This window comes from Pseudomonas sp. No.117, from assembly GCF_054558395.1.
In genome coordinates, this window is the sequence record NZ_BAAJNP010000003.1 from 526,043 (window position 1) to 552,315 (window position 26,273).

The 26,273-nt window shown below is 67.6% G+C and carries 18 protein-coding genes and 1 pseudogene; 12 read left to right on the plus strand and 7 right to left on the minus strand.

Annotated elements, in window-relative coordinates:
• Positions 1-59: 59 nt before the first annotated feature.
• Positions 60-1,637: a glutamate--cysteine ligase gene (gshA, locus tag ACYJP6_RS09260; RefSeq protein WP_459474706.1), complete on the plus strand. Its 1,578-nt coding sequence runs from the start codon at positions 60-62 to the stop codon at positions 1,635-1,637.
• A gap of 895 nt (positions 1,638-2,532) precedes the next feature.
• On the opposite strand, the gene argA is transcribed toward gshA, so the two are convergent.
• Positions 2,533-3,831, minus strand: coding sequence for an amino-acid N-acetyltransferase (gene argA, locus ACYJP6_RS09265; RefSeq protein WP_459474707.1), 1,299 nt, complete (start codon positions 3,829-3,831; stop codon positions 2,533-2,535).
• 166 nt (positions 3,832-3,997) lie between these two features.
• Positions 3,998-5,153: pseudogene (gene argE, locus ACYJP6_RS09270) on the minus strand (acetylornithine deacetylase).
• Positions 5,154-5,322: 169 nt separating this feature from the next.
• Between argE and ACYJP6_RS09275 the strand changes: the two are divergent.
• The 4 genes from ACYJP6_RS09275 to ACYJP6_RS09290 all read left to right on the plus strand — a co-directional run bounded on the left by ACYJP6_RS09275 (position 5,323) and on the right by ACYJP6_RS09290 (position 13,416).
• On the plus strand, positions 5,323-6,672 hold the full coding sequence (locus ACYJP6_RS09275) for a CYTH domain-containing protein (RefSeq protein ID WP_459474708.1): 1,350 nt from the start codon (positions 5,323-5,325) through the stop codon (positions 6,670-6,672).
• 188 nt (positions 6,673-6,860) lie between these two features.
• Positions 6,861-8,642: a GspE/PulE family protein gene (locus ACYJP6_RS09280; RefSeq protein WP_459474709.1), complete on the plus strand. Its 1,782-nt coding sequence runs from the start codon at positions 6,861-6,863 to the stop codon at positions 8,640-8,642.
• Between the two features lie 39 nt (positions 8,643-8,681).
• Positions 8,682-13,028, plus strand: a complete 4,347-nt coding sequence (locus ACYJP6_RS09285; protein WP_459474710.1) for a PAS domain S-box protein — start codon at positions 8,682-8,684, stop codon at positions 13,026-13,028.
• Positions 13,029-13,101: 73 nt separating this feature from the next.
• Positions 13,102-13,416 carry a DUF2388 domain-containing protein gene (locus tag ACYJP6_RS09290; RefSeq protein ID WP_058761514.1) on the plus strand — a complete coding sequence of 105 codons (315 nt, stop codon included), beginning with the start codon at positions 13,102-13,104 and terminating at the stop codon, positions 13,414-13,416.
• Positions 13,417-13,496: 80 nt separating this feature from the next.
• Here ACYJP6_RS09290 and gcvH read toward each other — a convergent pair whose 3' ends face one another.
• Positions 13,497-13,880 carry a glycine cleavage system protein GcvH gene (gcvH, locus tag ACYJP6_RS09295; RefSeq protein WP_459474711.1) on the minus strand — a complete coding sequence of 128 codons (384 nt, stop codon included), beginning with the start codon at positions 13,878-13,880 and terminating at the stop codon, positions 13,497-13,499.
• A 76-nt stretch (positions 13,881-13,956) separates the two neighbouring features.
• Positions 13,957-15,000, minus strand: coding sequence for a glycoside hydrolase family 5 protein (locus ACYJP6_RS09300; RefSeq protein ID WP_459474712.1), 1,044 nt, complete (start codon positions 14,998-15,000; stop codon positions 13,957-13,959).
• Positions 15,001-15,456: 456 nt separating this feature from the next.
• On the opposite strand from ACYJP6_RS09300, the gene ACYJP6_RS09305 reads away from it, so the two are divergent.
• The 4 genes from ACYJP6_RS09305 (at position 15,457) to ACYJP6_RS09320 (ending at position 19,687) form a co-directional block, all read left to right on the plus strand.
• Positions 15,457-16,785, plus strand: coding sequence for a PQQ-dependent sugar dehydrogenase (locus ACYJP6_RS09305; protein WP_459474713.1), 1,329 nt, complete (start codon positions 15,457-15,459; stop codon positions 16,783-16,785).
• 130 nt (positions 16,786-16,915) lie between these two features.
• Positions 16,916-17,590, plus strand: a complete 675-nt coding sequence (locus ACYJP6_RS09310; protein WP_459474714.1) for a response regulator — start codon at positions 16,916-16,918, stop codon at positions 17,588-17,590.
• The gene (locus tag ACYJP6_RS09315) at positions 17,587-18,963 is read left to right on the plus strand and encodes a sensor histidine kinase (protein WP_459474715.1); all 1,377 of its coding nucleotides are present in this window, start codon (positions 17,587-17,589) and stop codon (positions 18,961-18,963) included. Before ACYJP6_RS09310 ends, ACYJP6_RS09315 begins: the two co-directional genes overlap by 4 nt.
• Positions 18,964-19,072: 109 nt before the next feature.
• Positions 19,073-19,687, plus strand: a complete 615-nt coding sequence (locus ACYJP6_RS09320; protein WP_459474716.1) for a glutathione S-transferase family protein — start codon at positions 19,073-19,075, stop codon at positions 19,685-19,687.
• Between the two features lie 7 nt (positions 19,688-19,694).
• On the opposite strand, the gene ACYJP6_RS09325 is transcribed toward ACYJP6_RS09320, so the two are convergent.
• Complete coding sequence (locus ACYJP6_RS09325) at positions 19,695-20,942, minus strand: HD-GYP domain-containing protein (protein WP_459474717.1); 1,248 nt, start codon at positions 20,940-20,942, stop codon at positions 19,695-19,697.
• A 106-nt stretch (positions 20,943-21,048) separates the two neighbouring features.
• On the opposite strand from ACYJP6_RS09325, the gene ACYJP6_RS09330 reads away from it, so the two are divergent.
• Complete coding sequence (locus ACYJP6_RS09330) at positions 21,049-21,936, plus strand: acyltransferase (RefSeq protein ID WP_459474718.1); 888 nt, start codon at positions 21,049-21,051, stop codon at positions 21,934-21,936.
• 71 nt (positions 21,937-22,007) lie between these two features.
• A complete protein-coding gene (gene mdtD, locus ACYJP6_RS09335) occupies positions 22,008-23,441 on the plus strand; it encodes a multidrug transporter subunit MdtD (protein ID WP_459474719.1) in 1,434 nt (477 codons plus the stop codon).
• Between the two features lie 84 nt (positions 23,442-23,525).
• Here the strand turns inward: mdtD and ACYJP6_RS09340 are convergent, their stop codons facing one another.
• A complete protein-coding gene (locus ACYJP6_RS09340; protein ID WP_145011660.1) occupies positions 23,526-23,735 on the minus strand; it encodes a cold-shock protein in 210 nt (69 codons plus the stop codon).
• 414 nt (positions 23,736-24,149) lie between these two features.
• On the opposite strand from ACYJP6_RS09340, the gene ACYJP6_RS09345 reads away from it, so the two are divergent.
• Positions 24,150-24,842 carry an HAD family hydrolase gene (locus tag ACYJP6_RS09345; RefSeq protein WP_459474720.1) on the plus strand — a complete coding sequence of 231 codons (693 nt, stop codon included), beginning with the start codon at positions 24,150-24,152 and terminating at the stop codon, positions 24,840-24,842.
• A gap of 44 nt (positions 24,843-24,886) precedes the next feature.
• Here the strand turns inward: ACYJP6_RS09345 and ACYJP6_RS09350 are convergent, their stop codons facing one another.
• Positions 24,887-26,101 carry an NAD(P)-dependent oxidoreductase gene (locus tag ACYJP6_RS09350; RefSeq protein ID WP_459474816.1) on the minus strand — a complete coding sequence of 405 codons (1,215 nt, stop codon included), beginning with the start codon at positions 26,099-26,101 and terminating at the stop codon, positions 24,887-24,889.
• Positions 26,102-26,273 lie beyond the last annotated feature (172 nt).

A 26,273-nucleotide genomic window follows, 5' to 3' on the forward strand; every position in this document is an offset into this window, starting at 1 on the left:
CTCATATCAGTCGGTTTCTTCTACCCTGCCCGGGGCGAGTACCGCCAAAGGAAGTTAACTTGAGCGATATCCTGTCCCGCCGCCTGGCGCTGCTCGGCGCCGATTCCACCCTTCTGGCCGCTTGCCTGCACGGCATCGAACGCGAGGCCCTGCGCATCGACGCCCAGGGCGAGCTGTCCCAGCGCCCCCACCCGCGGACGCTGGGCTCGGCCCTGACCCACCCGCAGATCACCACGGACTATTCCGAGGCGCTGCTGGAATTCATCACCCCCACCGGCACCCAAACCCCCGAGGTGCTGGAAGCGCTGGACCGGGTGCACCGCGCCGCGGTGGCCCAGCTCGATGGCGAGCGGATCTGGAGCGGTTCGATGCCCTGCGCCCTGCCGGCCGAGGACCAGATCCCCATCGCCGACTACGGCAGCTCCAACATCGGCCGGCTCAAGCACGTCTATCGCCGCGGCCTGGCGCTGCGCTACAGCCGCACCATGCAGTGCATCGCCGGCATCCACTACAACTTCTCCTTGCCGGAAAAGGCCTGGGAGCTGTTGCGCCAGAGCGAAGGCGATGCGCGCGATGCCCGCGACTACCAGTCGGCGCGCTATATCGCCCTGATCCGCAACTTCCGCCGCTACAGCTGGCTGCTGATGTACCTGTTCGGCGCCTCGCCGGCGCTGGATGTCGGCTTCCTGCGGGGCCGGCCGCACCAGCTGCAGACCCTGGACGAGCGGACCCTGTACCTGCCCTATGCCACCAGCCTGCGCATGAGCGACCTGGGCTACCAGAGCAACGCCCAGGCCAGCCTGACGCCGGACTACAACGACCTGACCACCTACACCGAGAGCCTCAGGCGCGCGGTGGGCACGCCCTATCCGCCCTATGCGGAGATCGGTACCCACCAGGACGGCGAGTGGGTGCAGCTCAACACCAACATCCTGCAGATCGAGAACGAGTACTACGCCACCATCCGCCCGAAGCGGGTCACCCGTAGCGGCGAGCGGCCGGTGCAGGCGCTGATGGCCCGTGGCGTGCAGTACATCGAGGTGCGCTGCCTGGACATCGACCCCTTCCTGCCGCTGGGGATCGACACCACCACCGCCCTCTTCCTCGACGCCTTCCTGCTCTATTGCGCCCTGGAAGGCAGCCCGCCGCTCAACGGCGAGTGCAGCGAATGCACCGACAACTTCGCCAGCGTGGTCCGCGAGGGCCGCAAGCCGGGCCTGCGCCTGCAGCGCCATGGCGCCTCGGTGGCGATGATCGACTGGGCGGCGGAGCTGCTCGACCAGATCGAACGCTGCGCCGAGACCCTGGACGCCAGCCTGGGCGGCGACGCCCATCGCCAGGCGGTGGCGGTGCAGCGGCAGAAGTTCGCCGATGTCAGCCGCACCCCTTCGGCGCGGGTGCTGCAGGAATTGCGCGAGCATGGCGAGAGCTTCGCCGAATTCGGGCTGCGGCAGAGCGAGGCCCATGCGGCCTATTTCGCCAGCCATCCGCTGAGCGACGGCGAGCGGGAAGGCTACACCGAGATGGCCCGGCAGTCGCTGGAAGAGCAGGCGGAGATTGAGGCGGCGCCCCAGGGGGATTTCGATACCTTCGTGGCGGCGTATCAGGCGAGTATTTTGGCGACGATTGGGGTTTAGGGTGATGTAGGTTGGGTTGAGCGAGAGCGAAGCCCAACCCCAACATTGAGGTGCCAAGTGCTAAAGAGCTTGTTGGTGCCCTAGCTGATTATCGTGTTCTGCTGATGGCTTTTGTTTCGCCCACCCGGGCGACTCACTTTTGCCAATCGCGGCAAAAGTAACCAAAAACGCTGTCCCCACGCTTCGGCCCTACGCTTCGCTCCGGGTCCCCTCGCTCCGACGCCGCTCCGGGGGTACGGCACGAAGGGGCCTCCTGCCCCTCGCGCCTTGCTCGGCGTCCTGCCTCGCATTCCCCTCCGCGCCACCTACACTCGGCCTCACTGACGGGGACGGGGCGCCAGCCTGAGGCTTGGGTGTTCACAGGATCTGTAGCGTGGAAAACCGCATAGCGTTTTCCACTGGTGGGCACCGAAGCCATCAGTGGACAAGGCTTTGCCGTTGTCCACGCTACGAGTCGCTTCCTGCTCTTCGAGCAAAACTTTCAGGCTGGCGAATCGCCCCGTTCAGCAGGGCGAACGCCAGTGTCGTGGAGTGGGTCGAGCCGCATGGAGGCGGCGAGAGGCCTAACGGGCCATGGACGGCCCGTGTAGGCCGACCCCGGAGCGACGCTGGCGTGAGCGAAACGTAGCGCAGCGAAGTAACAGCCGTAGGCTGGCCCGAAGGGCGAGCAACGCGAGTCACCCGCAGCGAAGCGAAGGGCCGGATGGTCGGGGCAAGCGTTTTTGGTTACTTTTGTCCGGGGCGCGTAGCCGCGACTGGCAAAAGTGACTCGCCCGAGGGGGCGAAACAAGAACCATCCGAAACTCGGTAATCAGCCAGTGCAGCGATAAGCCAGAACCCAAGCGTTGGGCTTCGACGATAGAGCCGTCTCAGCCCAACCTACGTCCGAGTCCGCTTACAGGCTCTTCTCGAAGATCTTCGAGTTGCGCTGGTAGTTGTACAGCGACGCCCGCGCCGCCGGCAGGCGTTCCACGCCACTGGGTTCGAAACCCCGCTCGCGGAACCAGTGGGCGGTCTTGGTGGTGAGCACGAACAGGGTGCTCAGGCCACGCTCGCGAGCGCGCTGCTCGATACGTTCCAGCAGGGCATCACCGCGGCCGCCGTGGCGGTAGTCGGGATTCACCGCCAGGCAGGCCAGCTCACCCGCCGCCGAGTCGGCGATGGGATAGAGCGCCGCGCAGGCGATGATCAGGCCTTCGCGTTCGACGATGCTGAACTGCTCGATCTCCCGCTCCAGCACCTCGCGCGAGCGACGCACCAGGATGCCCTGCTCTTCCAGCGGGCGGATCAGTTCCATCAGGCCGCCGACGTCGGCGATGGTCGCCTCGCGCAGGGTTTCGAAGGGCTCCTGGGCCACCAGGGTGCCGCTGCCGGCGCGGGTGAAGAGTTCGGTGAGCAGGGCGCCGTCCTCGGCGTAGCCAACGACGTGGCAGCGCCGCACGCCGCCGCGGGTGGCCTGGGCGGCGGCGTCGAGCAGTTCGGCCTGGTAGGAACTGCCCAGACGCGCCAGATGGGTGGGGATCTGCTGCGGACCGATCTCGCGGATCAGGGCGCCGTGTTCGTCCAGCAGGCCCGGCTCGGCGCCATAGAGCACCAGCTTATCGGCGCCCAGGTCGATGGCGGCGCGCATGGCGACGTCTTCGCAGGCCAGGTTGAAGGTCTCGCCGGTGGGGGAATAGCCCAGCGGCGAGAGCAGCACGATGGTGCGTTCGTCGAGCAGCCGGCCGATGCCGCGCCGGTCGATGCGGCGGACTTCGCCGGTGTGGTGGAAGTCGACGCCGTCCTGCACGCCCACCGGGCGCGCGGTGACCAGGTTGCCGCTGGCGACCCGCAGCCGCGAGCCCTGCATGGGCGAGGCGGCCATGTCCATGGACAGCCGCGCCTCGATGGCGCTGCGCAGGCTGCCGACCGCGTCGATCACGGCTTCCAGGGTCGGGCCGTCGGTGATGCGCAGGTCGTTGTAGAAGCGCGGCTCGATGCCGCGGGCGGCCAGGCGCGATTCGATCTGCGGACGCGAGCCGTGCACCAGCACCAGACGCACGCCGAGGCTGTGCAGCAGGACCAGGTCGTGGACGATGTTGCCGAAGTTGGGATGGGCGACGCCATCGCCGGGCAGCATGACGACGAAGGTAGCGTCGCGGTGGGCATTGATGTAGGGCGAAGCGTGGCGGAGCCAGTTGACGTAGTCGTGCATCGAGACGAAGACCCTTGATGAGTAGGCGTGAGGGTGAACGGAGGCAGGCAGGGCGTTCAGCGTCGTCGCAGCACGGGGGTTCCTCGAAGCGGGGCGGATGGGCAGGTGGCGCTAGTAGACCAACGCGAGTTTACAAAAAGTCACGCCGGGCGACCGGGTCTATTCATCAGGTGGCCAGCGTTTCTGCCAGGCAATAATGGCCGATCAGCTGGCGCAGGAGCGCCACGGTGGGCTCGATCCGGTCCAACGCCAGGTGTTCCTCGGGCTGATGGGCGCAGCTGATGTCGCCGGGGCCGAGCACCAGCACCTCCTGGGTGATCGCCTGTAGATAGGGCGCCTCGGTGGCGAAGGCCACGGCATCGGCGCGGTGGCCGGTGAGACGCTCGGCCAGGCGCACCAGCTCGGCTTCGGCCGGCTGCTCGAAGGGCGGCACGGCGGGAAACAGCGGCTGGTAGTCGATCTTCACCCCGAAGCGCTCGGCGACGGGCAGCAGACGCCCGCGGATGACCTGGCGCAGGGCTTCCGGCTGCATGCCCGGCAAGGGGCGCAGGTCGAATTCCAGGGCGCACTGGCCGCAGATGCGGTTGGGATTGTCGCCCCCGTGGATGCACCCGAGGTTGAGGGTCGGCTGGGGTACCAGGAACAGCGGATTGCGGTACTCGCTCTGCCACTGGGCACGCAGGTCGAGCAGCTCGCCCATCACCGCCTGCATGGCCTCCAGGGCGCTGTGGCCCAGCGTCGGGTCGGAGGAATGGCCGCTCTGGCCGAGGATGTCGATGCGCTCCATGAGGATGCCCTTGTGCAGGCGGATCGGTCGCAGCCCGGTCGGCTCGCCGATCACCGCGGCGCGGCCCAGCGGTCGTCCGGCTTCGGCCAGGGCCCGGGCGCCGTCCATGGAGGATTCCTCGTCGCAGGTGGCGAGCACGATCAACGGCTGGCGCAACTGCCGGGGATCCAGCTGGCGCACCGCCTCCAGGATCAGGGCGAAGAAGCCCTTCATGTCGCAGCTGCCGAGGCCGTACCAGCGGTCGTCGGCGTCGCGCAGACGCAGGGGATCGGCCTGCCAGAGGGCGGCGTCATAGGGTACGGTATCGGTATGCCCAGCCAGCACCAGACCGCCCGGCCCGCTGCCCAGGGTGGCGATCAGGTTGAACTTGCCCGGGGTCACCTCCTGGGTCGCAGGCGAAGCCCAGGGCGCCGAACCAGCCGGCCAGGCGGGCGATGACCCCGGCGTTGGACTGGTCCAGCGCCGCCTGGGTGCAGCTCACCGAGCTTTCGGCGATGAGGGTGGCGAACAGAGCTTTCAGCGCGGGCACAGTCATGGATGTCTCCTGGTCACGGCTCCATCATGGCGCCATCCGTCCTGGGATGAAACCTTCATGCGCCCAGGGGCCGGGACGGGCTAAACTAGCGCCCACGTTCTCGCCGTCCGTCGTCATGACGCGCTCGGCACGGAGCCGGACCGTTCTCTTCCGGCGCCAGGATGCTCCAATGGCCAAAGAAACCGAAATCAAGCTGCGCGCCAGCGCGGCGACCCTCGATGCCCTGCGCGCTCACCCCTTGCTCAAGAAGCGTTGCAAGGACGGCTGGCAGCGCCACGAGCTGTCCAACTGCTATTACGACACCGACACCCGCGACCTGGCCCATGCCAAGGTGGCCCTGCGCGTGCGCCGCGACGGCGACCGCTACATCCAGACGCTCAAGAGTCGCGGCCAGAGCGTGGCCGGGCTGTCCGAGCGCAACGAATGGGAATGGCCGCTGAGCGATGCCACCTTGGACACCTCGCGGTTCGACGAAGGCTGCTGGCCCGCGGAGCTGGCCGACCTGGACCTGCGCCGGTTGCAGCCGGTGTTCGATACCGACTTCGTCCGCGACGCGGCGGAAATCGCCTGGGGCCGTGGCAAGGCGCGTACCATCATCGAGGTGGCCCTGGACCAGGGCGAGGTCCGCGCCGGCGAGCAGCGTGAAGCCATCACCGAGGTCGAGCTGGAACTGCGCCAGGGCGAGCCGGCGGCCCTGCTGGAGCTGGCCGAGCAACTGGCCGCCGAGCTGCCGTTGATGCCCTGCGACATCAGCAAGGCCGAGCGCGGCTATCGCCTGCACGATGCGGCGAGCTACACCCTCTATCTCGCCGCACCGGAGCTGGACGCCGAGACGCCCCTGGACGAGGCGGTCGCCCGGCTGGGCTGGCACCTGCTGGCCAGCAGTCAGCGGCTGGCCGAGCAGTATCGCTGGAACGGCCACTGGCGCCTGCTGGTGGACTGGGTGCACCAGCTGATCGACCTGCGCGCCCTGCTCGGCAGCCTCGGCCAGGCCGCGCCGCGCACCACTACCCGCGAGCTGCGGCAGACCCTCGACGAGCTGCTCGCCGACTGGCGGCCGCTGGCGGTGATCGGCCAGGACGACGAAGACGCCCGGCGCCAGGCGCCGCAGCGTTTCGCCAGCGAATTGGAGCAGCCGCGCTGGGGGCTGTTCTCACTGCGCGCCGCCCGCTGGCTGCAGACCCGCGGCTGGACCCAGGGCCGTACCGGCCGGGGCGAACGCCAGGGTACCACGCCCCTAGGCCAGTGGCTGCCGCGCCTGCTCGCCCAGGAGGCGGCCGAGCTGCCGCTGCTGCGCGCCGTCACCGAACCCGAGCTGATCGAGCAGCAGCTGCCACGCCTGGAACGGATGCAGGTCTGGCTGCACCTGGCGCGTGGCTCCCTGGACCTGCCGGAGGCCGACCGGCTGTATGGCGAGCTGGGCAAGCTGGCCCCCCTGAGCGCCCATGGCGACCTCGCCGGGGTGAGCGAGCAGGCCCGGCTGGTCTTCGTGCTGGCGCCCTGGAAAGCCCTGACCTGAGCTGCCGGACGGCAGGAACGATACCCTGGCCACGCCGTCCATCCTGATGGCACAAGGCCGCGAGCGATTCCGCAACGCAAAATCGCTATGCTGGAAAAAACGACCGCTCCAGCGTCCACGGGGGCGGTAGTGGCGTCGCCCGCGGACAGGCTGTCGAATCCGGGCGACCATCCTGTCTAGGAGTCCAGATGTCCGCCATAGCTTCCCCTTCCGCTGATCGTTGGCTCGACCTGGGCGACATCCTGCGCGAGCTGGTTGGCCAGCAGCGCATCGATCAGCAGACCGCCGAGCAGTGCCTGCTGCTGCGCCGCGGCTCGGCCAACCCGCAGCAGCATCCGCTGGAATTCCTCGCCGCGCAGAGCGTCGACGACCTCTCCCGGCCCGGGCGCAAGCTGGACCTGGACAGCCTGACCCGCTGGCTGGCGGAGTACTCGGGCCAGCCCTTCTACCGCATCGACCCACTCAAGGTAGACGTGGCCTCGGTCACTCCGCTGATGTCCTACGCCTTTGCCCAGCGCAACAAGATCCTCGCCGTGGCGGTGAGCCCGGACGAGGTGACGGTGGCCAGCGCCCAGCCCTTCGTGCACAGCTGGGAGAGCAACCTCACCCATGTGCTGCAGCGGCCGATCAAGCGCGTGGTGGCCAGCCCCGCCGACATCACCCGCTACACCCAGGAGTTCTTCCGCCTGGCGCGCTCGGTGACCGGCGCCTCGGCGGTGGAACAGAAGACCAGCGGCGTCGGCAACTTCGAGCAACTGGTCAACCTGGGCGCCAGCGATGGCGAGCCGGATGCCAACGACGCCCACATCGTCAACATCGTCGACTGGCTGTTCCAGTACGCCTTCCAGCAGCGCGCCAGCGATATCCACGTCGAGCCGCGCCGCGAGCAGGGCGCGGTGCGCTTTCGCATCGACGGGGTGCTGCACACCGTCTACCAGTTCCCGGCGCAGGTCACCCTGGCGGTGGTCAGCCGGATCAAGAACCTCGGGCGCATGAACGTCGCCGAGAAGCGCAAGCCCCAGGATGGCCGGATCAAGACGCGCATGGCCGGGGAAAAGGAGGTGGAGCTGCGCCTGTCGACCATGCCCACCGCCTTCGGCGAGAAGCTGGTGATGCGGATCTTCGACCCGGACGTGCTGCTCAAGAGCTTCGACCAGCTGGGCTTTTCCGCCGATGACCTGCGCCGCTGGGCCGGCATGACCGGGCAGCCCAACGGCATCATCCTGGTCACCGGCCCCACCGGCTCGGGCAAGACCACCACGCTGTACACCACCCTCAAGCAGCTGGCCACGCCCGAGGTGAACGTCTGCACCATCGAGGACCCCATCGAGATGGTGGAGGACTCCTTCAACCAGATGCAGGTGCAGCCCAACATCGAGGTGACCTTCGCCAGTGGCGTGCGGGCGCTGATGCGGCAGGACCCGGACATCATCATGATCGGCGAGATCCGCGACCTGGAGACTGCCGAGATGGCCATCCAGGCGGCGCTGACCGGCCACCTGGTGCTGTCCACCCTGCACACCAACGATGCCCCCAGCTCGGTGAGCCGGCTGATCGAACTGGGCGTGCCCTACTACCTGATCCGCGCCACCGTGCTGGGCGTCATGGCCCAGCGCCTGGTGCGGACCCTGTGCCCCGCCTGCAAGACGCCCACCGAGCTGGATCCGGCCGCCTGGCAGGAGCTGACCAAGCCCTGGAACGCGCCGCTGCCCACTGGCGCCATGCAGCCGGTGGGCTGCCCGGAATGTCGCGACACCGGCTACCGCGGTCGTGCCGGGGTATACGAAATCCTCACCCTCTCCGATAGTCTGCGTGAACTGATCACCGCGGATACCGACATCACTGCCCTGCGGCGTCAGGCGTTCAAGGAAGGCATGCGCAGCCTGCGACTGTCCGGCGCGCAAAAGCTCGCCGCCGGTTTCACCACTGTGGAAGAAGTCCTGCGCGTCACCCCCCAGAGCGAACGTTAGCGCCCCAGCAGCCCGCGAGCGGAACAAGGATAGCGAGCCGTGCAGACAACCGTCGTGACTCTTCCGGCCGTGGCGGCCGAGGACGCCGAACAGATCCATCGCCGCCAGGATATCCTGGCGGCCTATGGCCTGCTCGACGACCAGCCGGAGCCGGCCTTCGACGACCTGGTGGAGCTGGCCGCCACCCTGTGCGAGACGCCCATTGCCGCGGTCAATCTGCTCGGCGAACGGCAGCAGCTGTTCAAGGCCGAACGCGGCCTGGGCGTGGCGCAGATTCCCCTGACCCTGTCCTTCTGCCAGCACCTGCATGGGGCCCAGCAGGCGCAGCAGATCGAGGACCTCAGCCAGGACCCGCGCTTCAGCGACAACCCCCTGGTGACCGACCCAGCCGGCCTGAGGTTCTACGCCGGGGCACCGCTGCGCACCGCCGAGGGCATCTTTCTCGGCACCCTCTGTGTCCTCGACTGGCAGCCGCGGGAGCTGAGCACCGCGCGTCTCGACGGACTGGAACGCCTCGCCCGCCAGGTGCTGCGGCTGCTGGAGGCACGGGCGAAGCCGACCGCTGCTCCGGCGAATCGCCTCGACGACGCCCACTATCGCGCCCTGATGGACGTCAATCCGCAGATCATCTGGTTCGCGCGCCCCGACGGCAGCTTCGAGTACGCCAATCGCTACTGGTACCAATACAGTGGCCTGAGCCCCGCCAGCGCGGTCGCCGATCCCGACCTCTGGGCCGCTGCCATCCATCCCGAGCAGCGCCAGGAGCTGCTGCAGCGCTGGCGGGAAGTGCGCCAGCAACGCGTCGCCGGCAGCCTGGAACTGCAGCTGCGCGATGCCCAGGGCCACTATCGCTGGTTCGAAACCCGCACCATGCCCTTCACCAATGCCAGTGGCGAAATCGAACACTGGGTCGGCGTGGCCCAGGACATCGATAGCCGCAAGCGGGCGGAAACGGCGCTGCGGGAAAGCGAGGCCTTCGCCCACCTGCTGCTCGAATCGACCCATGAGGGTTTCTGCGCCCTGGATCGCGACGGCCGCGCCACCCTGTGCAACCGCGCCTTCCGGCAGATGCTCGGGCTGGCCGAGGAGCGCGACATCCTCGGCGAACGCCTGGACGCCCGCCTCAGTTCTGCGCGCAGCGACGACGGCGCCCGGGCCTTGCAACGCGCCGCCAGCGAGGGCACCACCCTGCATTTGTCCGCCGACGCCCTGCTGCGCGAAGACGGCAGCCTGCTGCCAGTGGAATGGCGCGCCCAGCCGCTCTGGCGCGACGGCGAGGTACAGGGTGCCATCTGCACCTTCGTCGACCTCAGCGAAAGGATCCGCAGCCATGATCGCCAGCGCTTCCTGCTGGAACTGGGCGACCTGCTGCACGGGGTGACCCATACCGGCGAAGTGGCCTCGGTGCTGGGCGACAGCCTGGGGCATCTGCTGGCGGTACAGCGCATCGGCTATGCCCGGGTCGGCCGCGACGGCAGTCTGACCATCGACAGCGACTGGCTCGAACAGGGCCGCACCCACCGCCTCAACCTGCCCAGCCTGGGGCACTGGCACACCTCGGCGGTGGAGGAATTGCGCCGCGGCATCATCGTCAGCGTGGAAGACAGTGCTCAGGACCAGCGCCTGGGCGAGATGCGCAGCCTGCTGCTGGAGCATGGCGTGCGCGCCGGCCTGGTGGTGCCCCTGCTCGCCGACGAAAAGCTGGTCGGCCTCTTGTTTCTCTACGCCGATACGCCGCGGCACTGGACCACCGGCGACGTGGCCCTGGTCCGCGAGGTCGCCGAGCGCATCCGCATCGTCATCGAGCGCACCGCGGCGGCCGACGCCCTGCGCCTGGCCGAGCAGCGCATCGCCCTGGCCATGGACGTCGCCGACCTGGGTGTCTGGGACTACGACATCGACCGTGACCTGATCAGCTGGGATACCCGCCTCGCCAATCTGGTCGGCGCCGCCGCGCGACGCAGCACCATGCGCGGCGCGGCCCTGCTGCGCGCCCTGCATCCCGCCGATGCCCCGCGGGTGCGCGCCTACGTGACCGCCGCCATCCAGGGCGGCGGCAATGCCTACGACCTGCGCCTGACCTTTCGGGTCCGCAGCTCGCGCCAGGACGAGCCGGTGTGGCTGAGCATCCGCGGGCGCGAACGCCTGGAACCCGGCGGCCAGCGCCGACTGGTGGGCATCGCCCGCGACATCACCCGTGAGCGGCACGACGCCGATCGCATCAGCGAGACCAATCGCCAGCTGCGCCAGCAGATCGAGGAGCGCCGCGAGGCGGAAGCCCGCCAGCACGCCCTCATCGAACTCGGCGACCGCCTGCGCGAAGGCGATCCGGAAAGTGCCGGGATGGCCGCCGCCCTGGAACTGGTCGGCGCCCGCCTGGGCCTGCGCCGGGTCGGCTATGCCCGGCTCGACGAAGGCCGCGGCACCTTCGTCCTGCAACAGGTCTGGACCCCCAACGGCAGCTTCGACCAGGCCCTGGCCTATCCGCTGCTGGCGCCGGACAGCCTGGGCCAGCAGGACGGCGAGCCGCCGCTGGTCATCGACGACGTCAGCCAGGACCCGCGCGCCCGGGCCAATGCCCAGCGCCTGCTCGACCTGGAGATCGCCGCCCTGGTGGACATCCCGCTCTACGAAGATGGCCGCCTGCGCGCCCTGTTCGTCGCCCATGACCAGCGCGCCCGGCTATGGACGGAAGGCGAGGTGCAGTTCCTGCGCGACGTCACCGACCGGCTCTGGTCGGCGATCTGCCGGCAGCGCTCCCAGGAGGCCCAGCGCGAGAGCGAGGGACGCTTCCGCCTGATGGCCGACAGCGCCCCGGTACTGATCTGGGCCTGCGATGCCGAGGGCCAGCTGCAATTCGTCAACCAGCGCTTCGCCAGCGAATTCGACCTGCACGATGCCGACCTGCACGGCCAGGGCTGGAGCGCCCTGCTGCCGGATGCCGAGTGCCCGGCCTTCGAAGGTGCCTTCCGCCAGGCCATCGCCACCCATAGCGCCCTGCGCGCCGAGGTGCGGGTGCGCAACGCCCAGGGCGAATGGCGCTGGCTGCGCCTGGAAGGTACGCCGCGGCTGGAGCTCGATGGTGAATTCCATGGCCTGGTGGGCTGTGGCGTGGACATCACCGAGGCGCGGCAGACCACCGACCAGCTGGAACAGCGCATCGCCGAACGCACCCAGGAGCTGGGCCACAGCCATGCGCGCCTGATCGCCGAGATCTACGAGCGCGAGCGCACCGAAGAGGCGCTGCGCCAGTCGCAGAAGATGGAAGCCATCGGCCAGCTCACCGGCGGCATCGCCCACGACTTCAACAACATGCTCACCGGCATCGTCGGCGCCCTCGACCTGATCCGCCTGCGCATCGCCAACGGCCGTACCCAGGACCTGGATCGCTATATCAACGCGGCGGTCAATTCGGCCGACCGCGCCGCGGCCCTCACCCATCGCCTGCTGGCCTTCGCCCGCCGGCAGACCCTCGATCCGCAGCCGGTGGACGTGCACCAGCTGGTCGAATCGCTGCAGGACCTGTTGGTGCGCACGGTGGGCGAGAACATCGTCCTGCGCCTGGAGCTCGCTCCCCTCGCCTGGCTCGCCCACAGCGATACCCACCAGCTGGAAAACGCCCTGCTCAACCTGGTGATCAACGGCCGCGACGCCATGCCGGCAGGAGGCGAGCTGTGCATCGCCATCGCCAACCTCAGCCTGGACCACGAGACGGCGGCCCGCGAATCCCTGGCGCCGGGCGACTATGTGCGGCTGAGCGTGGCCGATACCGGAACCGGCATGCCGCCGGAGGTCAAGGCCAAGGCCTTCGAGCCCTTCTTCACCACCAAGCCGGCCGGCCAGGGCACCGGACTCGGCCTGTCGATGATCTACGGCTTCGTCAAGCAGTCCGGTGGCACCGCGCGCATCGACACCGAACCGGGCCAGGGCACCACCATCAGCCTCTACCTGCCGCGGCACCCCGAGGTCGTCACGGCAACCAGCGACCAGCCGACGGCCAAGGTCGCGCCGCGGGCCGAGGCCGGGCAGACCGTCCTGGTGGTCGAGGATGAATATGCCGTGCGCATGATCGTGCTGGAAGTGCTCGCCGAACTGGGCTACACCGCTCTGGAAGCCGGCGATGCCGACAGTGCCCTGCCGATCATCGAGAGCGACCAACGCCTGGACCTGCTCATCAGCGATGTCGGCCTGCCCGGCATGAACGGCCGCCAGCTCGCCGAGATCGCCCGCGGTCGCCGGCCCGAGCTCAAGGTGCTGTTCATCACCGGCTATGCCAAGAACGCCAAGGTGCGCGGGGAATTCCTCGGCGAGAACATGGACATGCTGATCAAGCCCTTCGACATCGATGCCCTGGCGGAGCGCATCCACAGCATGATCCAGGGCTAGGCGAGCGCAGCGGCCTGGAACTCAGGAGGGGGCTTGGCCCTCTATAGGAAACCTCAAGAAGGAGATTTCATCCATGCGCCTGAAGAAGCTTGCTCTGGTTTCCCTGATCGGCCTGCCGCTGCTGGCCGCGACCACTGCCGCCAATGCGGATGCCCGGTTCTGGCGTCATGCCGCGACCCTGGGCGCGACCTCTGGTTCGTTCTATACCACCAGCCGTGACGACCATAAGATCGTCGCCGCCACCCAGGACGATGCCAGCTCCTATCTCGCCAGCAACGGCCAGATCCGCGGCCCCTACCTGGAAGCCGCCCTGCGCGACATGCGCGCCGCTCAGCCGGGCCTGCAGGCCAGCGACAGCGATCTGGCCATGCGTATCCTGACCCAGTAACGGCCAGGCATACCAAGAACCCCGCCGGTCATGCCGTGCGGGGTTCTTCGTTTCTGACCTCGCGAAGCGCGAGGGACGCCTTAGCTTTCGCTGGCCTGGCGATAGCCTTCGGCATCCAGCAGCTTCTCCAGCTCGGCCGCGTCCTGCGGCTTGAGCTTGAAGAACCAGGCGCCATAGGGCTCGCCGTTGACCTGCTCGGGCGCGTCGGCGAGGGCCTCGTTGATGGCGATGACTTCACCGCCCACCGGGGCATAGATGTCCGACGCGGCCTTGACCGACTCCACCACGCCCGCCTGCTCGCCGGCGCCGAGGGTCTTGCCGATCTCCGGCAGTTCGATGAAGACCACATCGCCCAGCGCCTCCTGGGCATGGTCGGAAATGCCGACGGTGACGCTACCATCGGCTTCCAGGCGCGCCCATTCGTGGCTGGCGGCATAACGCAGGTCGGCGGGAATCTGGCTCATGAGGGGTCCTCGGGCTGGCACGGTTAAAACCGAAGGGTAGCCTGCCAAGCCCGAGGACCGCCATCGTCAGCGCCGCTTAATTGGGCCCGATCCGCGTGCAGCTGGTGTTGTCGACGTACTTCTTCAGCGTCGCCCACTGCGGTCGATCCACGCCGTTGATGGGTTCCACCGCCAGGTTGTAGTTGGCCCAGCCTGGTCCGGCGGCCCAGTAGCTGGCCGGGATGCAGTTCTGCTTGAGGTAGGCCAGCATGTTGTCCATGGCCACCAGCCAGCGCGGATCGTCGTCCGGCACGCCGAATTCGCCGATATAGCCCTGCTTGCCGTTCTTCTTCAGCCAGTCGACGAAGGGCTTGACCCTGTTCACCCCGACCTGGGGATCGAAGCCGCTCATGTCCTTGCTGGCGTACTGGCCACCGCCGTCATTGTCGAAATAGACGTGGGCGGAAAAGATCAGCTTGTTGGCCGGATCCTTGAGCGCCAGCAGGGGGTCGTTCCACTGCGGCCAGCGGGCGGCGCTGGACCAGCCATTACCCTCGACGATGATGGGATGCACGTTGTCCACGGTGCGGATGCCATTGATGCCGTGCTGGGCAGCGGTCGGCCAGAAGGCCACGGCGTCGTGGGGCTCGTTCATGATGTCGTAGCCATAGAGCGCCGGATGCTTGCCGAAGCGGTAAGCCAGGCGGTAGGTCACGTCCCAGTAGTTGAAATAGGTGACCTTGCCGGCGCCGATCACCTCGCCGCGATAGCGGGCGTAGTTGTGCAGGTCGAGGATCACCTTGACGTCGTATTTCTGCGCGTAGTTGAGCGTCTGGGTGATCAGGGCGCCGTAGTCCGGGTCCAGCATCGCATTCAGCTTGGGCTGGATGCGTTCCCAGATGATCGGGAAGCGCACCAGCTTGATGCCCTTGGCGCTCCAGTCCTTGAAGTGCTGTTCGCTGGGGAAGACATAGTTGCGATTGTTCATGCCCGGGAGCACCTGGCTGGCGAAGCCGGCACCGGAGAAGTTGAGACCGACCAGTTCGACCGCCTGGGCCGAACCGAACAGCGCGCTGGTCAGGGCCAGGGTACCGGCGAGACGCAGCGAAAGATGGCGCAAGCGCCGGGTAAGGGATTGCATGACTGCACCTGTAGGAAAAGGATAGTCCCCGCCTTCCGCAACCTAGCGGACTCCTGGCGTGGGCGAGCTCGGGCGCCGCATCCTCCTGCGGCGCCGTTTGGTGCGACTTCGTCGTCATTGTTGACGCAGCTATCGGCGTCGACGCCCGCAGCTTTAGCCCCTATTCCCGTTCAAAAACAGTTAGTTACTGATTACTTCACGCCAGATTGCCGGCACTTTTTCACCAGGCTCGACACGCCTGAGCTAACACTTTGAATAAGCGGGACTTTCTGTATCCACGAAAAAACGACCGAAACGGTCAAGCGCACAAAGAGACCAGGCTTCTATCCCGGGTCATTTTGTAACCTTCCAGCCACCGGGCCCGCGGGAGCCTGGACCTTGCCCCGGTTCCAGGCTCGCCCGGAACGTTCTCCTTCACTCGGGCTCTACCCAGCGAGCCCCCGCGAGAGCCCTGCCATGCCCCTTAGCGTGTCCCCGTCGCTTCGCACCCTGAGCCTGACCCTGGCCGCCGCTGCGCTGCTGGGTTGCGGCGAGACCGCCCGTTTGCAGCAGGCAGCCGGCTATGGCCCCACGCCGACGCTGCCGGAGCCCCACGAGACCCTGGTGCCCACCATCAACGTGGCGCCCGCGGTGGGCTGGCCCGAGGGCGGACGACCCACCGCTGCGCCGGGTACCCAGGTCCAGGCCTTCGCCAGCGGCCTCGATCATCCGCGCTGGCTCTATGTGCTGCCCAATGGCGATGTCCTGGTGGCCGAAAGCAACGCACCCAGGCGCGACGGCTTTCCCGGCCTCAAGAACTGGATCGCCGGCCTGTTCATGAAGAAGGCCGGGGCCGCCGTCCCCAGCGCGGATCGCATCACCCTGCTCAGGGACGCCGACGGTGATGGCATCGCCGAAACCCGCAGCGTCTTCGCCGAGCATCTGCACTCGCCGTTCGGCATGGTGCTGGTGGGCAACGACTTCTACGTCGCCACCGCCGATGCCCTGGTGCGCTTCACCTACCGGCCGGGCGCTACCCGCCTGGAAGGCCAGCCGGTCACGGTCACCGAGCTGCCGGCGGGCATCAATCACCACTGGACCAAGAACGTCATCGCCAGTCGCGATGGCAAGAAGCTCTACCTGACCGTCGGCTCCAACAGCAACGTCGGCGAAAATGGCCTGGACATCGAGCAGGGCCGGGCCGCGATCTGGGAGCTGGACCGCGCCACTGGCCAGAAACGGCTGTTCGCCACCGGCCTGCGCAACCCCAACGGCCTGGACTGGGAGCCCACCACCGGCACGCTATGGACGGTGGTCAACGAGCGCGACGAGATCGGTAGCGACCTGGTCCCCGACTATGCCACCTCGGTGCAGGACGGCGGCTTCTACGGCTGGCCCTACAGCTACTGGGGTCAGACCGTGGACCGCCGGGTCCAGCCACCGCGACCGGACCTGGTGGCCAGGGCGCTCACCCCCGACTACGCCCTCGGCACCCATACCGCCTCCCTCGGCGTCGCCTTCGCCAGCGCCGATACCCAGTTGCCGGCAGCGTTCCGCCAGGGCCTGTTCGTCGGTCAGCACGGTTCCTGGAACCGTGATCCCAAGAGCGGCTACAAGGTCATCTTCGTGCCCTTCCAGAACGGCAGGCCCAGCGGGCCGCCGCGCGATCTGCTGACCGGCTTCCTCAACGCCAGGGAAGAAGCCCAGGGCCGCCCGGTCGGCGTGGTCAACGATGGTCGCGGCGCCCTGCTGGTGGCCGATGACGTCGGCAACATCGTCTGGCGGGTGAGCGCCCAGCGGCCCTGAGCGCCGCCTGCGTTAATCCGTCCTTAAGCGCCTCGGCCTAAGCTTGTTCCTGACCATCCCGGGGATGGTCACCGCTCTTGCCGAGGCAGGCCCGGAGCGGTAAAACCGATCCACCGCCTGGGAAACTCCGATGAGAATACTGCTGGCCGAAGACGACATGCTGCTGGGTGACGGGATCCGTGCCGGCCTGGCCCTGGAAGGCGACACGGTCGACTGGGTCACCGATGGCCAGGCCGCCCAGGCCGCGCTGGAAACCGATCCCTTCGACCTGGTGGTGCTCGACATCGGCTTGCCGCGCCGCTCGGGCCTGGAGGTGCTGGCTGCCCTGCGCAAGCGCGGCAATGCCACCCCCGTGCTGATCCTCACCGCGCGCGACAAGGTCACCGACCGGGTCACCGGCCTGGACACCGGCGCCGATGATTACCTGACCAAGCCCTTCGACCTCGACGAACTGCTCGCCCGGGTGCGTGCCCTGACCCGCCGCAGCACCGGCCGGGCCCAGCCGCAGCTGGAGCACAACGAGTTGCGCGTCGATCCGGCGACCCACCGGGTGACCCTGGCCGGCCAGCCGGTCGACCTGGCACCCCGGGAATACGCCCTGCTGCGCCTGCTGCTGGAGAACATGGGCAAGGTGCTCTCGCGCAACCGGCTGGAACAGGCCCTCTACGGCTGGGACGGCGACGTGGAGAGCAATGCCATCGAGGTCCATATCCATCACCTGCGACGCAAGCTCGGCAGTAGCCTGATCCGTACCGTGCGCGGCATCGGCTACGGGATCGACCAGCCCGAACGGCCCGCCTCGTGATCGACGGCCCGGCCAGTTCGCTGCGGCGGCGACTGCTGACCCTGCTGCTCTGCGGGATCTTCGCCTGCTGGCTGATCGCGGCCCTGGTGACCTACCAACTGGTCCTGCGCCAGGTGAATCGCCTGGCGGACGAGGACATGCTCGACTTCGGCTCGGCGGCGCTGCACCTGGCCACCCTGGGCGAGGCGGGCGACCAGGCCCTCTCGCCGGCCTCCCAGGCCCTGGAGCGCAGCCGCTCGGCCATCGCCGACCTGCCGCTGTTCAAACGGCGCAATGCCCTCGGCTATCTGCTGCAGGCGGGCGACCAGCGCCTCGGCACCGCGGGCCCGCCGGCCGGCCTGCTCGATCAGCCGCCCGGCTTCAGCAGCCTGCTGGCCGAGGGTCAGCACTGGCGCGTCCTGCGGCTAAGCAGTGGCGACGGGCGTATCTGGATCTACGAGAATCTCGCCGACCGCCGTGGCGCCACCCACCTGCTGCTCCTGGGCTCGCTGTTTCCCCTCGCCCTGGCCCTGCCGGTACTGGCCGCGCTCATCTGGTTCGGCGTGACCCGCGGCCTCGAGCCCCTGCGCCAGCTGGCCGCGCAGATCAAGCAGCGTTCCGCCCAGCGCCTGGAACCACTGCCGCTGAATCGGGTGCCGCTGGAAGCGGCGGTGCTGGTCGAAGAGATCAACGCCCTGCTGCAGCGCCTGGATGGCGCCCTGGAAGCCGAGCGCCGCCTGACCAGCGATGCCGCTCACGAGATTCGCACGCCGCTCGCCAGCCTGCTGACCCATACCCAGGTGGCCCTGAGATCCAGCGACCCCCAGGCCCATGCCCGCGGCCTGCTGCAGGTGCGGCGCAGCGCCGAACGCATCAGCCAGCTGATGGAGCAGATCCTGCTCCTGGCCCGCCTGGACAGCGGCGCCCTGCAGGAGCAGTTCGTACCCGTCCACCTGGGGCGCCTGGCCGCGGATACCCTCTCCGAACTGGCGCCGCTGGCCATCGACAAGAACATCGACCTGGTACTCGAGGACCAGGATGTCCAGCTGGCCGGCATTCCCACCTGGCTCGGCGTCCTGCTGACCAACCTGGTGGGCAACGCCATCCGCTATACCCCGGGCGACGGCCAGGTGCTGGTCAGGGTCGTGGCGGGTAGCCCCGGCCGGGTGCGGATCGAGGTCTGCGACAGCGGCCCCGGCGTCACGCCGCAGGAGCGGGCGATGATCTTCACCCGCTTCTACCGCAGCGAGAGCGCCGGGCAGAACGTCGGCAGCGGCCTGGGCCTGCCCATCGTCAAGCGCATCGTGGAAATCCATGGGGGCAGCCTGCAGCTGGGCGAGGGCCTGCAGGGACGTGGCCTGGGCGTGTACATCGAGCTGCCCGGCACGGCCTGAAGCCGACGCCTACGACCAAGGCCATCTTTTACCCGGGCCGGCCGAAGGCTTACAGTGACGGGATTCGCCACGCGCGAAGCGAAGTCCCGCTACCTGGAGAGCCCGGCCCATGTCCATGATCCTGTACCACACTCCCGCCTCGCCCTTCGGTCGCAAAGTCGTGGTGATGCTCCACGAGACGGACCTGATCGAGCAGGTGGAAGTGGAAATCGTCCAGCAGACGCCGCTCAATCCCAACCGCGACGTCCTGGATACCAACCCGGCCGGCAAGATCCCCGCCCTGCGCCTGGCCGATGGCACCTGCCTGCACGACAGCCGCGTCATCCTCGACTACCTGGATACCCTGCACGAGCGTGCGCCGCTCATCCCGCGCCAGGGCCCGGAGCGCTGGCGGCGGCTGACCCTGGCCTCGCTGTGCGACGCCATGATGGAAGCCGCGGTGCAGATTCGCTACGAAAGCTTCATGCGCCCGCCGGGCATGCAGTGGAAGCTCTGGCTGGACAACCAGCAGGAAAAGATCGCCCGGGCGCTGGACTATTTCGAGCGCGAGGCCATCGCCGAACTGGACGGAGACTTCGACGTCGCCAACCTGGGCATGGCCTGCCTGCTCGGCTACCTGGATTTCCGCATCCCCACCTGGGCCTGGCGCAGCGACTGCCCGCGCATCGCCGCCTGGTACGCCCGCATCGGCGAGCGCCCCTCGCTGCAGGCGACCCGCCCCTGAGCGACGGCTAAGCCTGCTGCCAGAGCCGTTCCAGATTACGAAAGCCCCACTCTTCCGGGTCTTCCCGGCGGACGATGCGCTCGCCGGCGGGCGCCCGGGCGAGATCCAGCAGCCGCTGCGGCAGGGGCGTGCGCGAGCGGGCGGAGAAGAACACCCGCACCTGCGGCGTGAGCAGACTGTCGGGATGCTGGTCGACGACCACCGCCAGCTGCTCGTTGCTCAGCCGCACCAGGGAGCCGATCGGGTAGATACCCAGGGTCTTGACGAAGGCCTGGAACACCTGGGGATCGAAGTGGCCCCGCCATTCCGCCATGCGCCGGATCGCCTCGGCCGGACTCCAGGCGGTCTTGTAGGGTCGGGTGGAAGAGACGGCATCGTAGACGTCACAGACGGCGGCGATCCGCGCCAGCAGGCTGATGTCCTGGCCGGCCAGGCCGTGGGGATAGCCGCTGCCGTCGAATTTCTCGTGATGGTGCTGGCAGACGTCGATGACCTCCGGCGCCGCGCCCCATTCCTGCAGCAGGGCGACGCCCTGCTCGGGATGCCGCCGCATCACCGCGAACTCGGCGTCGGTCAGCTTGCCGGGCTTGTTGAGCACCGCCAGCGGGGTCTTCATCTTGCCCACGTCATGCAGCAGGCCGGCCTTGCCGGCCAGCAACACCTGGTCCGCCGGCAGCTCCATCTGCCGCGCCACGGCGGTCATCAGGGCGCAGACCGACACGGAATGGATGTAGGTATACTCGTCGGCCGTACGCAGCCGCGTCAGGCTGATCAGGGCCGTGGGATGCCGCAGCACCGACGCCGAAATCTGCTCGACCACCGCCGCCACCTCGCTCAGCTCGATGGCCTGCCCCAGGCGCACGTCCTGGAACAGCCGCGCCACCTCCTGCTTGGCATGGGCACTCACGGCGGCGGCCTGCGCCAACTCCTGCAGGCAACCCGACGGCGAGCCCGCTATGCCGAGCGCCGGCGCGGGGGCATTGGCGGCCACGGGGGCGCTGGCAGTCGGGACCGCCGGTGCCGGCTCCGGTGCCGGCTCCGCTACCTGTGCGGGCGCGGGCGCGGGGTCCTGATCCCGCCCCTTGGTGACATCGATCCATACGGCGCTGACCGCACTGTCCTGGATCTTCTGCAGGTCGCGCGGCTCCTGGAGCAGAAAGCGCGCCTTCCAGAACGGATGGTCGATCCAGCTGCCCTCGAACCCGTGGATGTACATGCCGAGACAGACTTCGGCACTGGTAACCTTCTTGAGCATGGCGTTCACTTCGCAACGTACTGGCAGCAGCCACCCTGGAGCAGATGATCGCAAAATGCCATGTCACGCTAAAGACTATCGCCCCCCGTTCTAGACGAGAGAATCCATGCACCTCCTGACCGGTATCGCCGTCTCCTTCCTGCTCCTGCTGAATACCCTCGTCCTGATCGGCCCGCTGATGCTGTTCGCCCTGATCAAGCTGCTGCCCGTCACCTCGCTGCGGGACGCCTGCTCGCGACTGGTCACGGCCATCGCCGAGCTCTGGGCGGAAATCAACAAGCTCATCTTCGCCCGGCTGACGCCGACGCACTGGGACATCCGCGGCGCCGAGGTGCTCAGGCGCGACAGGTCCTACCTGGTCATCTGCAACCACCAGTCCTGGGTGGACATTCCCGCGCTCATCGAGACCTTCAATGGCAAGGTGCCCTACTTCAAGTTCTTCCTGAAGAAGGAGCTCATCTGGGTGCCCTTCCTCGGCCTGGCCTGGTGGGCGCTGGATTACCCCTTCATGAAGAGGTACACCCGGGCGCAACTTGCCCGCCGCCCGGAGCTCAAGGGTGCGGATCTCGCCATCACCCGCCGCGCCTGCGAAAAGTTTCGCCGCCACCCGGTGACCATCGTCAACTACCTGGAAGGCACCCGCTTCACCGCGGCCAAGCATGCCGAGCAGGGCTCGCCCTATCGCCACTTGCTCAAGCCCAAGGCCGGTGGCATGGCCTTCGTGCTCGCCGCCATGGGCGAGCAGCTGGACACCCTGCTGGACATCACCCTGGTCTATCCGGATGGACGGGTACCCGGCTTCTGGGACCTGCTCTGCGGGCGGGTGAAACGGGTTATCATCGACATCCGCGCGCGCACGCTGGATCCGGCGCGCTGGGCGGGTGACTACAGCGAGGATGCGGAATTTCGCGCCGGCTTCCAGCAGTGGGTCAGCGAGCTCTGGGCAGAAAAGGATCAGCGGATCGAGGCGCTGCTAGATTCCCGCCCGCGTTGAACGAGCGGGGCACCCTGCCGCCCGCCGACAGTCAGAGTGCGGGTAGTCGGCTGTCACGACAAGGACCAACCATGCCCACCCCGACGCTGGATTCCACCACGACCCGCTGGCTGCCCTGGCTGATCGCGGTCGCCTTCTTCATGCAATCGCTGGATGCGACCATCGTCAACACGGCCCTGCCGCGCATGGCCGCCGACCTCGGCGAGAATCCCCTGCGCATGCAGGGGGTGGTGATCGCCTACCTGCTCACCGTCGCCCTGCTGATCCCCGCCTCGGGCTGGATTTCCGACCGCTTCGGTAGCCGGCGCACCTTCTTCACCGCCATCGCCCTGTTCACCTTCGGCTCGCTGCTCTGCGCCCTGGCGCCGAGTCTCAACCTGCTGATCGCCGCCCGGGTGATCCAGGGCCTGGGGGGTTCCTTGATGCTGCCGGTGGGCCGCCTGGTGATCCTACGCGTCTATCCGCGCAGCGAGCTGGTGCGCGTCCTCAGCTTCATCACCATACCCGGCCTGATCGGCCCCCTGGCGGGTCCGGCGCTGGGCGGCTGGCTGGTGGAGGCCGTGTCCTGGCACTGGATCTTCCTGATCAACCTGCCGGTGGGCATCCTCGGCTGTCTGGCCACCCGCCGGCTGCTGCCGGACCTGCGCAGCCCGCTGCCGCAGCGTTTCGACGGCCTGGGCTTCCTGCTCTTCGGCACCTCCATGATCCTCATCAGCGTCGCCCTGGAAGGCCTCGGCGAACTGCACCTGCCCCATGTGCGGGTGGTCCTGCTGCTGATGGGCGGCATGGCCTGCATGGTCGCCTACTGGCTGCGCGCCCTGCACCACGACCAGCCGCTGTTCTCGCCCGAGTTGTTTCGCATCCGCAGCTTCGCGGTGGGGATCTTCGGCAACCTTTTCGCCCGCCTCGGCAGCGGCGCCCTGCCCTTCCTCATTCCGCTGCTGTTCCAGGTAGGCCTCGGCTACTCACCGGCCCAGGCCGGCCTGCTGATGATGCCCCTGGCCCTGTCGGCGATGCTGGCCAAGCCCATCGCCGGCCCGCTGATCGGACGCCTCGGCTATCGCCGCCTGCTGGTGGGCAATACCCTTCTGCTGGGCTGCCTGATCGCCAGTCTCGCCCTGCTGGGGCCATCCACCCCCTTCGTCTGGCTGCTCATCCACCTGGGCATCCTCGGCGCGGTGAACTCCATGCAATTCACCGCCATGAACACCATCACCCTCATCGACCTGCATGACCAGCAGGCCGCCAGTGGCAACAGCCTGCTGTCGGTGGTGATGCAACTGGCCATGAGCTTCGGCGTCGCCTGCGCCGCCGCGCTGCTCGGCGGTTTCCAGGATGACTACGGCGACGCCGAGGTGCTTTCCGCCTTCCGCGCCACCTTCCTTTGCGTCGGTGCCCTGTCGATGCTGGCCGCGGCCATCTTCCTGCAGGCGTCGCGCGAGACTGGTCGCCGGGTCAAGCCGCTGGCCAGCGAGCCCGAGAAGAGCGCTCAGAACGTGGAGTGACGAGGTCGCCCGCGGAGGGCACGACAGAAACGAAAAACCCCGGCCAAGCCGGGGTTTTTCGTGAGCTTCGGGCGACGCCAGGTGTCAGACGACCTGTACGTGCTCTGCCTGCATGCCCTTCTGGCCTTGCACGACTTCGAAGCTGACCTTCTGGCCTTCAGCCAGGGTCTTGAAACCTTTGCCTTCGATCGCGCGGAAGTGCACGAACACGTCCGGACCGCTCTCGGGAGTAATGAAGCCATAGCCTTTGGTTTCGTTGAACCACTTGACGGTACCGTTCTGACGATTCGACATGACGGGTGTTGCTCCTTGGAATAACAGGTTTGTTATAGACAGGTGCTGGCGCGGCAGTGCGTTGCATAGACCAGGCGCCCGGTACTGAGTTGCAAGGAGTAACAAGAATCGAGCAGCAAGGGGTGGACGGGGAGCCTACCGCCTCAGGTCACGATCGACGGCGACCCAAGCAAACACAGTTCTCGAACTCTACGCCATATTTTTCTGGAAAGCGATTACCCTCCGGAGGTCGAAATCGTTTTGGACAGAAGGCGTCGCGAAGCCGCCTGAAAGGTACTGTCGAGGGCTGTTTCGACCGCCCGGGCAGAGCCGGCGAGGCCGTTGCGCAGGCCCCTTCCCGTTGCCCCGGTCACCTCCGGCGACCGGCTGCAATGCACCTGCCCGGGCCCTGAAATCCACCTGCAAGGAATACCGATGAATCTGACCCCTGTGGAACTGCTGATCAGCGATTGCGATGGCGTACTGGTCGACAGCGAGATCCTGGCCGAGCGCGTCGTGCTCGACGGCCTGGCCGCCCATGCGCCCCGCGCCGAACTGGAAGCCCTGCTGCACGGGACCTTCGGCCTGACCACCAAGGACATCTTCGCGCTGGTCGAGCAGCGCTTCGGCATCACCTTGCCGCCCCAGCTGTTCAGCGAGCTGCGCGCCCAGGCGGAGCGCCTGATCGCCACCAGCGTCGAGCCCATTCCCGGGGTGAAACGCGCCCTGGAAAGCATCGACCTGCCCCTGGCGGTCGCCTCCAACAGCCTCAGGCACAGCGTCGAATCCTCGGTGGCACGGGCCGGCCTGGTGGAGCGGGTGGCGGGCAATATCTTCAGCGCCGACATGGTGGCCCAGCCCAAGCCGGCGCCGGATGTCTATCTGCTCGCGGCCAGCACCCTGGGCGTCGCGCCCGAGCGCTGCCTGGTGGTCGAGGACAGCGCGACCGGCGTGCGCGCGGCGCTGGCGGCCGGCATGAGGGTCGTCGGCTTCACCGGCGCCAGCCACATTCCACCGAGCCATGGCGACACCCTGCGCGCCCTGGGGGTGACCGCCCTGATCGCACACATGGACGAGCTACCCGGTACCGTCGCCAAGCTGCGGGCGGCGGCCAGCGGCAGGGCATGAAAAAAGGGGCCTCGCGGCCCCTTCTCTTCAAGCGTCAGCCAGGATCAGGACAGCACCGAGCCGGCCACCTTGGGCAGGGCCACCGGTGCCATGCCGGTCACGGCGTTCCAGGCCGGCTCACTCAGCTGGGTTTCCAGCAGTTGCCGGTGGATGGCCTCGCGGTGCTGTTGCAGCACGATGTCCAGCGCCCGGCTGGGCGCCAGTTCCACGTCGTCGAAGGTGACGATCTGGCCCGGCTCCATGGCCCGCTTGAGCACGCTGTGCTTGAGCAGCCCGATCGGCAGGTGATCCGGGCACTCGGCGATCTTCACGGCTTCGCCGCGCACGCTGTAGCCACCGATGCCGCGCTCGATGATATCGCCGGCCGCCATGGGCTTCTTCATGATGGCGGCGACGCTCAGGGTCGGCGTGGTGGAATTGTTCAGCAGGATCTTGCCACCGGCGATGACGCGGCGCAGGGTTTTGCCCACTTCCAGGGAGCAGAGGTGGAAGGGACGTACCAGCACGTAGTACGGGCCCTTGCCCAGCTTGAAGTACTCGATGGCGCCGGCCTGGTCTTCGTCATGGCGACCGACCACGAAGACACCACCGGCGGAGTAGCCACTGGGGATCACGTAGTCGACGATGGGCTTGCCCAGTTGCTCGGCCATCTGCGCGAGGATGTTGGCGCTGTCCTGCAGGTTGGTCGAATTCAAACCTTCCAGACCCTGACGGGTGATGGTGGCGCCGTAGTTGTTGCCGACCACCACCTGCTCGATCTGCACCTTGGTGCCATCGGTGAAGGACGTGGTCTGGTCGACGCTGGTGCCCTGGCGTGCGGACCAGTAGGCCATGTCTTCCGGCGTCGGGTTGTGGTTCAGGTAGCCCTTCATGTTGCCGTACACCAGCGGCTTGAAGCCCATCTGCACGGCCTCTTCGTGCAGCGCCGCCAGCGAACCCGGCTGGTCGCCCTCGGCCTCGGTCAGGAAGCCCTTGCCCGCCAGGTAGGAACCCGTCGTCACCTGCAGCTCGGCATTGATGGTGATCACCTTGATGCCCGCTTCGAAGGCGCGCTCGATGATCTCGGTGCCGTGGTAGGGGTCGCCGCTGCACTCCACCAGCAGATCGCAATGATCGATGAGGTCCGCCACCGACTGGGTGAGCGCCTCGGTCAGCGGATAGTCGGTGACCGTCGCGATGGGCCGGCGGGTCAGGACGCGGGTGACGGTCATGTCATCATAGTGGCGACTGATCAGCCGGGCCAGGCAACGCGAGATCATGCCGGTACCGACGATGCCGATACGAGTGACAGGGGTTTGGGAGGACATAGGATCGATTCCTTTCAAAGAGAATGTCGGTGGCGAGCGAAGCCACCATGCGAAGTGCCGATCCCAACTACGTGTCCGATCTCTTGCCACTGGAAACGGCTTCCAGCAGAAATTCTAATGACTG

Excerpts from the sequence above, each read along its gene's own strand:
- ACYJP6_RS09330 (WP_459474718.1), top strand. The coding sequence starts at position 21,049 with ATGCACCTCCTGACCGGTATCGCCGTCTCCTTCCTGCTCCTGCTGAAT.
- ACYJP6_RS09310 (WP_459474714.1), top strand. The coding sequence starts at position 16,916 with ATGAGAATACTGCTGGCCGAAGACGACATGCTGCTGGGTGACGGGATC.
- ACYJP6_RS09350 (WP_459474816.1), bottom strand. The coding sequence starts at position 26,101 with ATGATCTCGCGTTGCCTGGCCCGGCTGATCAGTCGCCACTATGATGAC.
- ACYJP6_RS09280 (WP_459474709.1), top strand. The coding sequence starts at position 6,861 with ATGTCCGCCATAGCTTCCCCTTCCGCTGATCGTTGGCTCGACCTGGGC.
- ACYJP6_RS09340 (WP_145011660.1), bottom strand. The coding sequence starts at position 23,735 with ATGTCGAATCGTCAGAACGGTACCGTCAAGTGGTTCAACGAAACCAAA.
- ACYJP6_RS09320 (WP_459474716.1), top strand. The coding sequence starts at position 19,073 with ATGTCCATGATCCTGTACCACACTCCCGCCTCGCCCTTCGGTCGCAAA.
- argA (WP_459474707.1), bottom strand. The coding sequence starts at position 3,831 with ATGCACGACTACGTCAACTGGCTCCGCCACGCTTCGCCCTACATCAAT.
- ACYJP6_RS09290 (WP_058761514.1), top strand. The coding sequence starts at position 13,102 with ATGCGCCTGAAGAAGCTTGCTCTGGTTTCCCTGATCGGCCTGCCGCTG.
- ACYJP6_RS09325 (WP_459474717.1), bottom strand. The coding sequence starts at position 20,942 with ATGCTCAAGAAGGTTACCAGTGCCGAAGTCTGTCTCGGCATGTACATC.
- gcvH (WP_459474711.1), bottom strand. The coding sequence starts at position 13,880 with ATGAGCCAGATTCCCGCCGACCTGCGTTATGCCGCCAGCCACGAATGG.
- ACYJP6_RS09275 (WP_459474708.1), top strand. The coding sequence starts at position 5,323 with ATGGCCAAAGAAACCGAAATCAAGCTGCGCGCCAGCGCGGCGACCCTC.
- ACYJP6_RS09300 (WP_459474712.1), bottom strand. The coding sequence starts at position 15,000 with ATGCAATCCCTTACCCGGCGCTTGCGCCATCTTTCGCTGCGTCTCGCC.
- ACYJP6_RS09345 (WP_459474720.1), top strand. The coding sequence starts at position 24,150 with ATGAATCTGACCCCTGTGGAACTGCTGATCAGCGATTGCGATGGCGTA.
- ACYJP6_RS09305 (WP_459474713.1), top strand. The coding sequence starts at position 15,457 with ATGCCCCTTAGCGTGTCCCCGTCGCTTCGCACCCTGAGCCTGACCCTG.
- mdtD (WP_459474719.1), top strand. The coding sequence starts at position 22,008 with ATGCCCACCCCGACGCTGGATTCCACCACGACCCGCTGGCTGCCCTGG.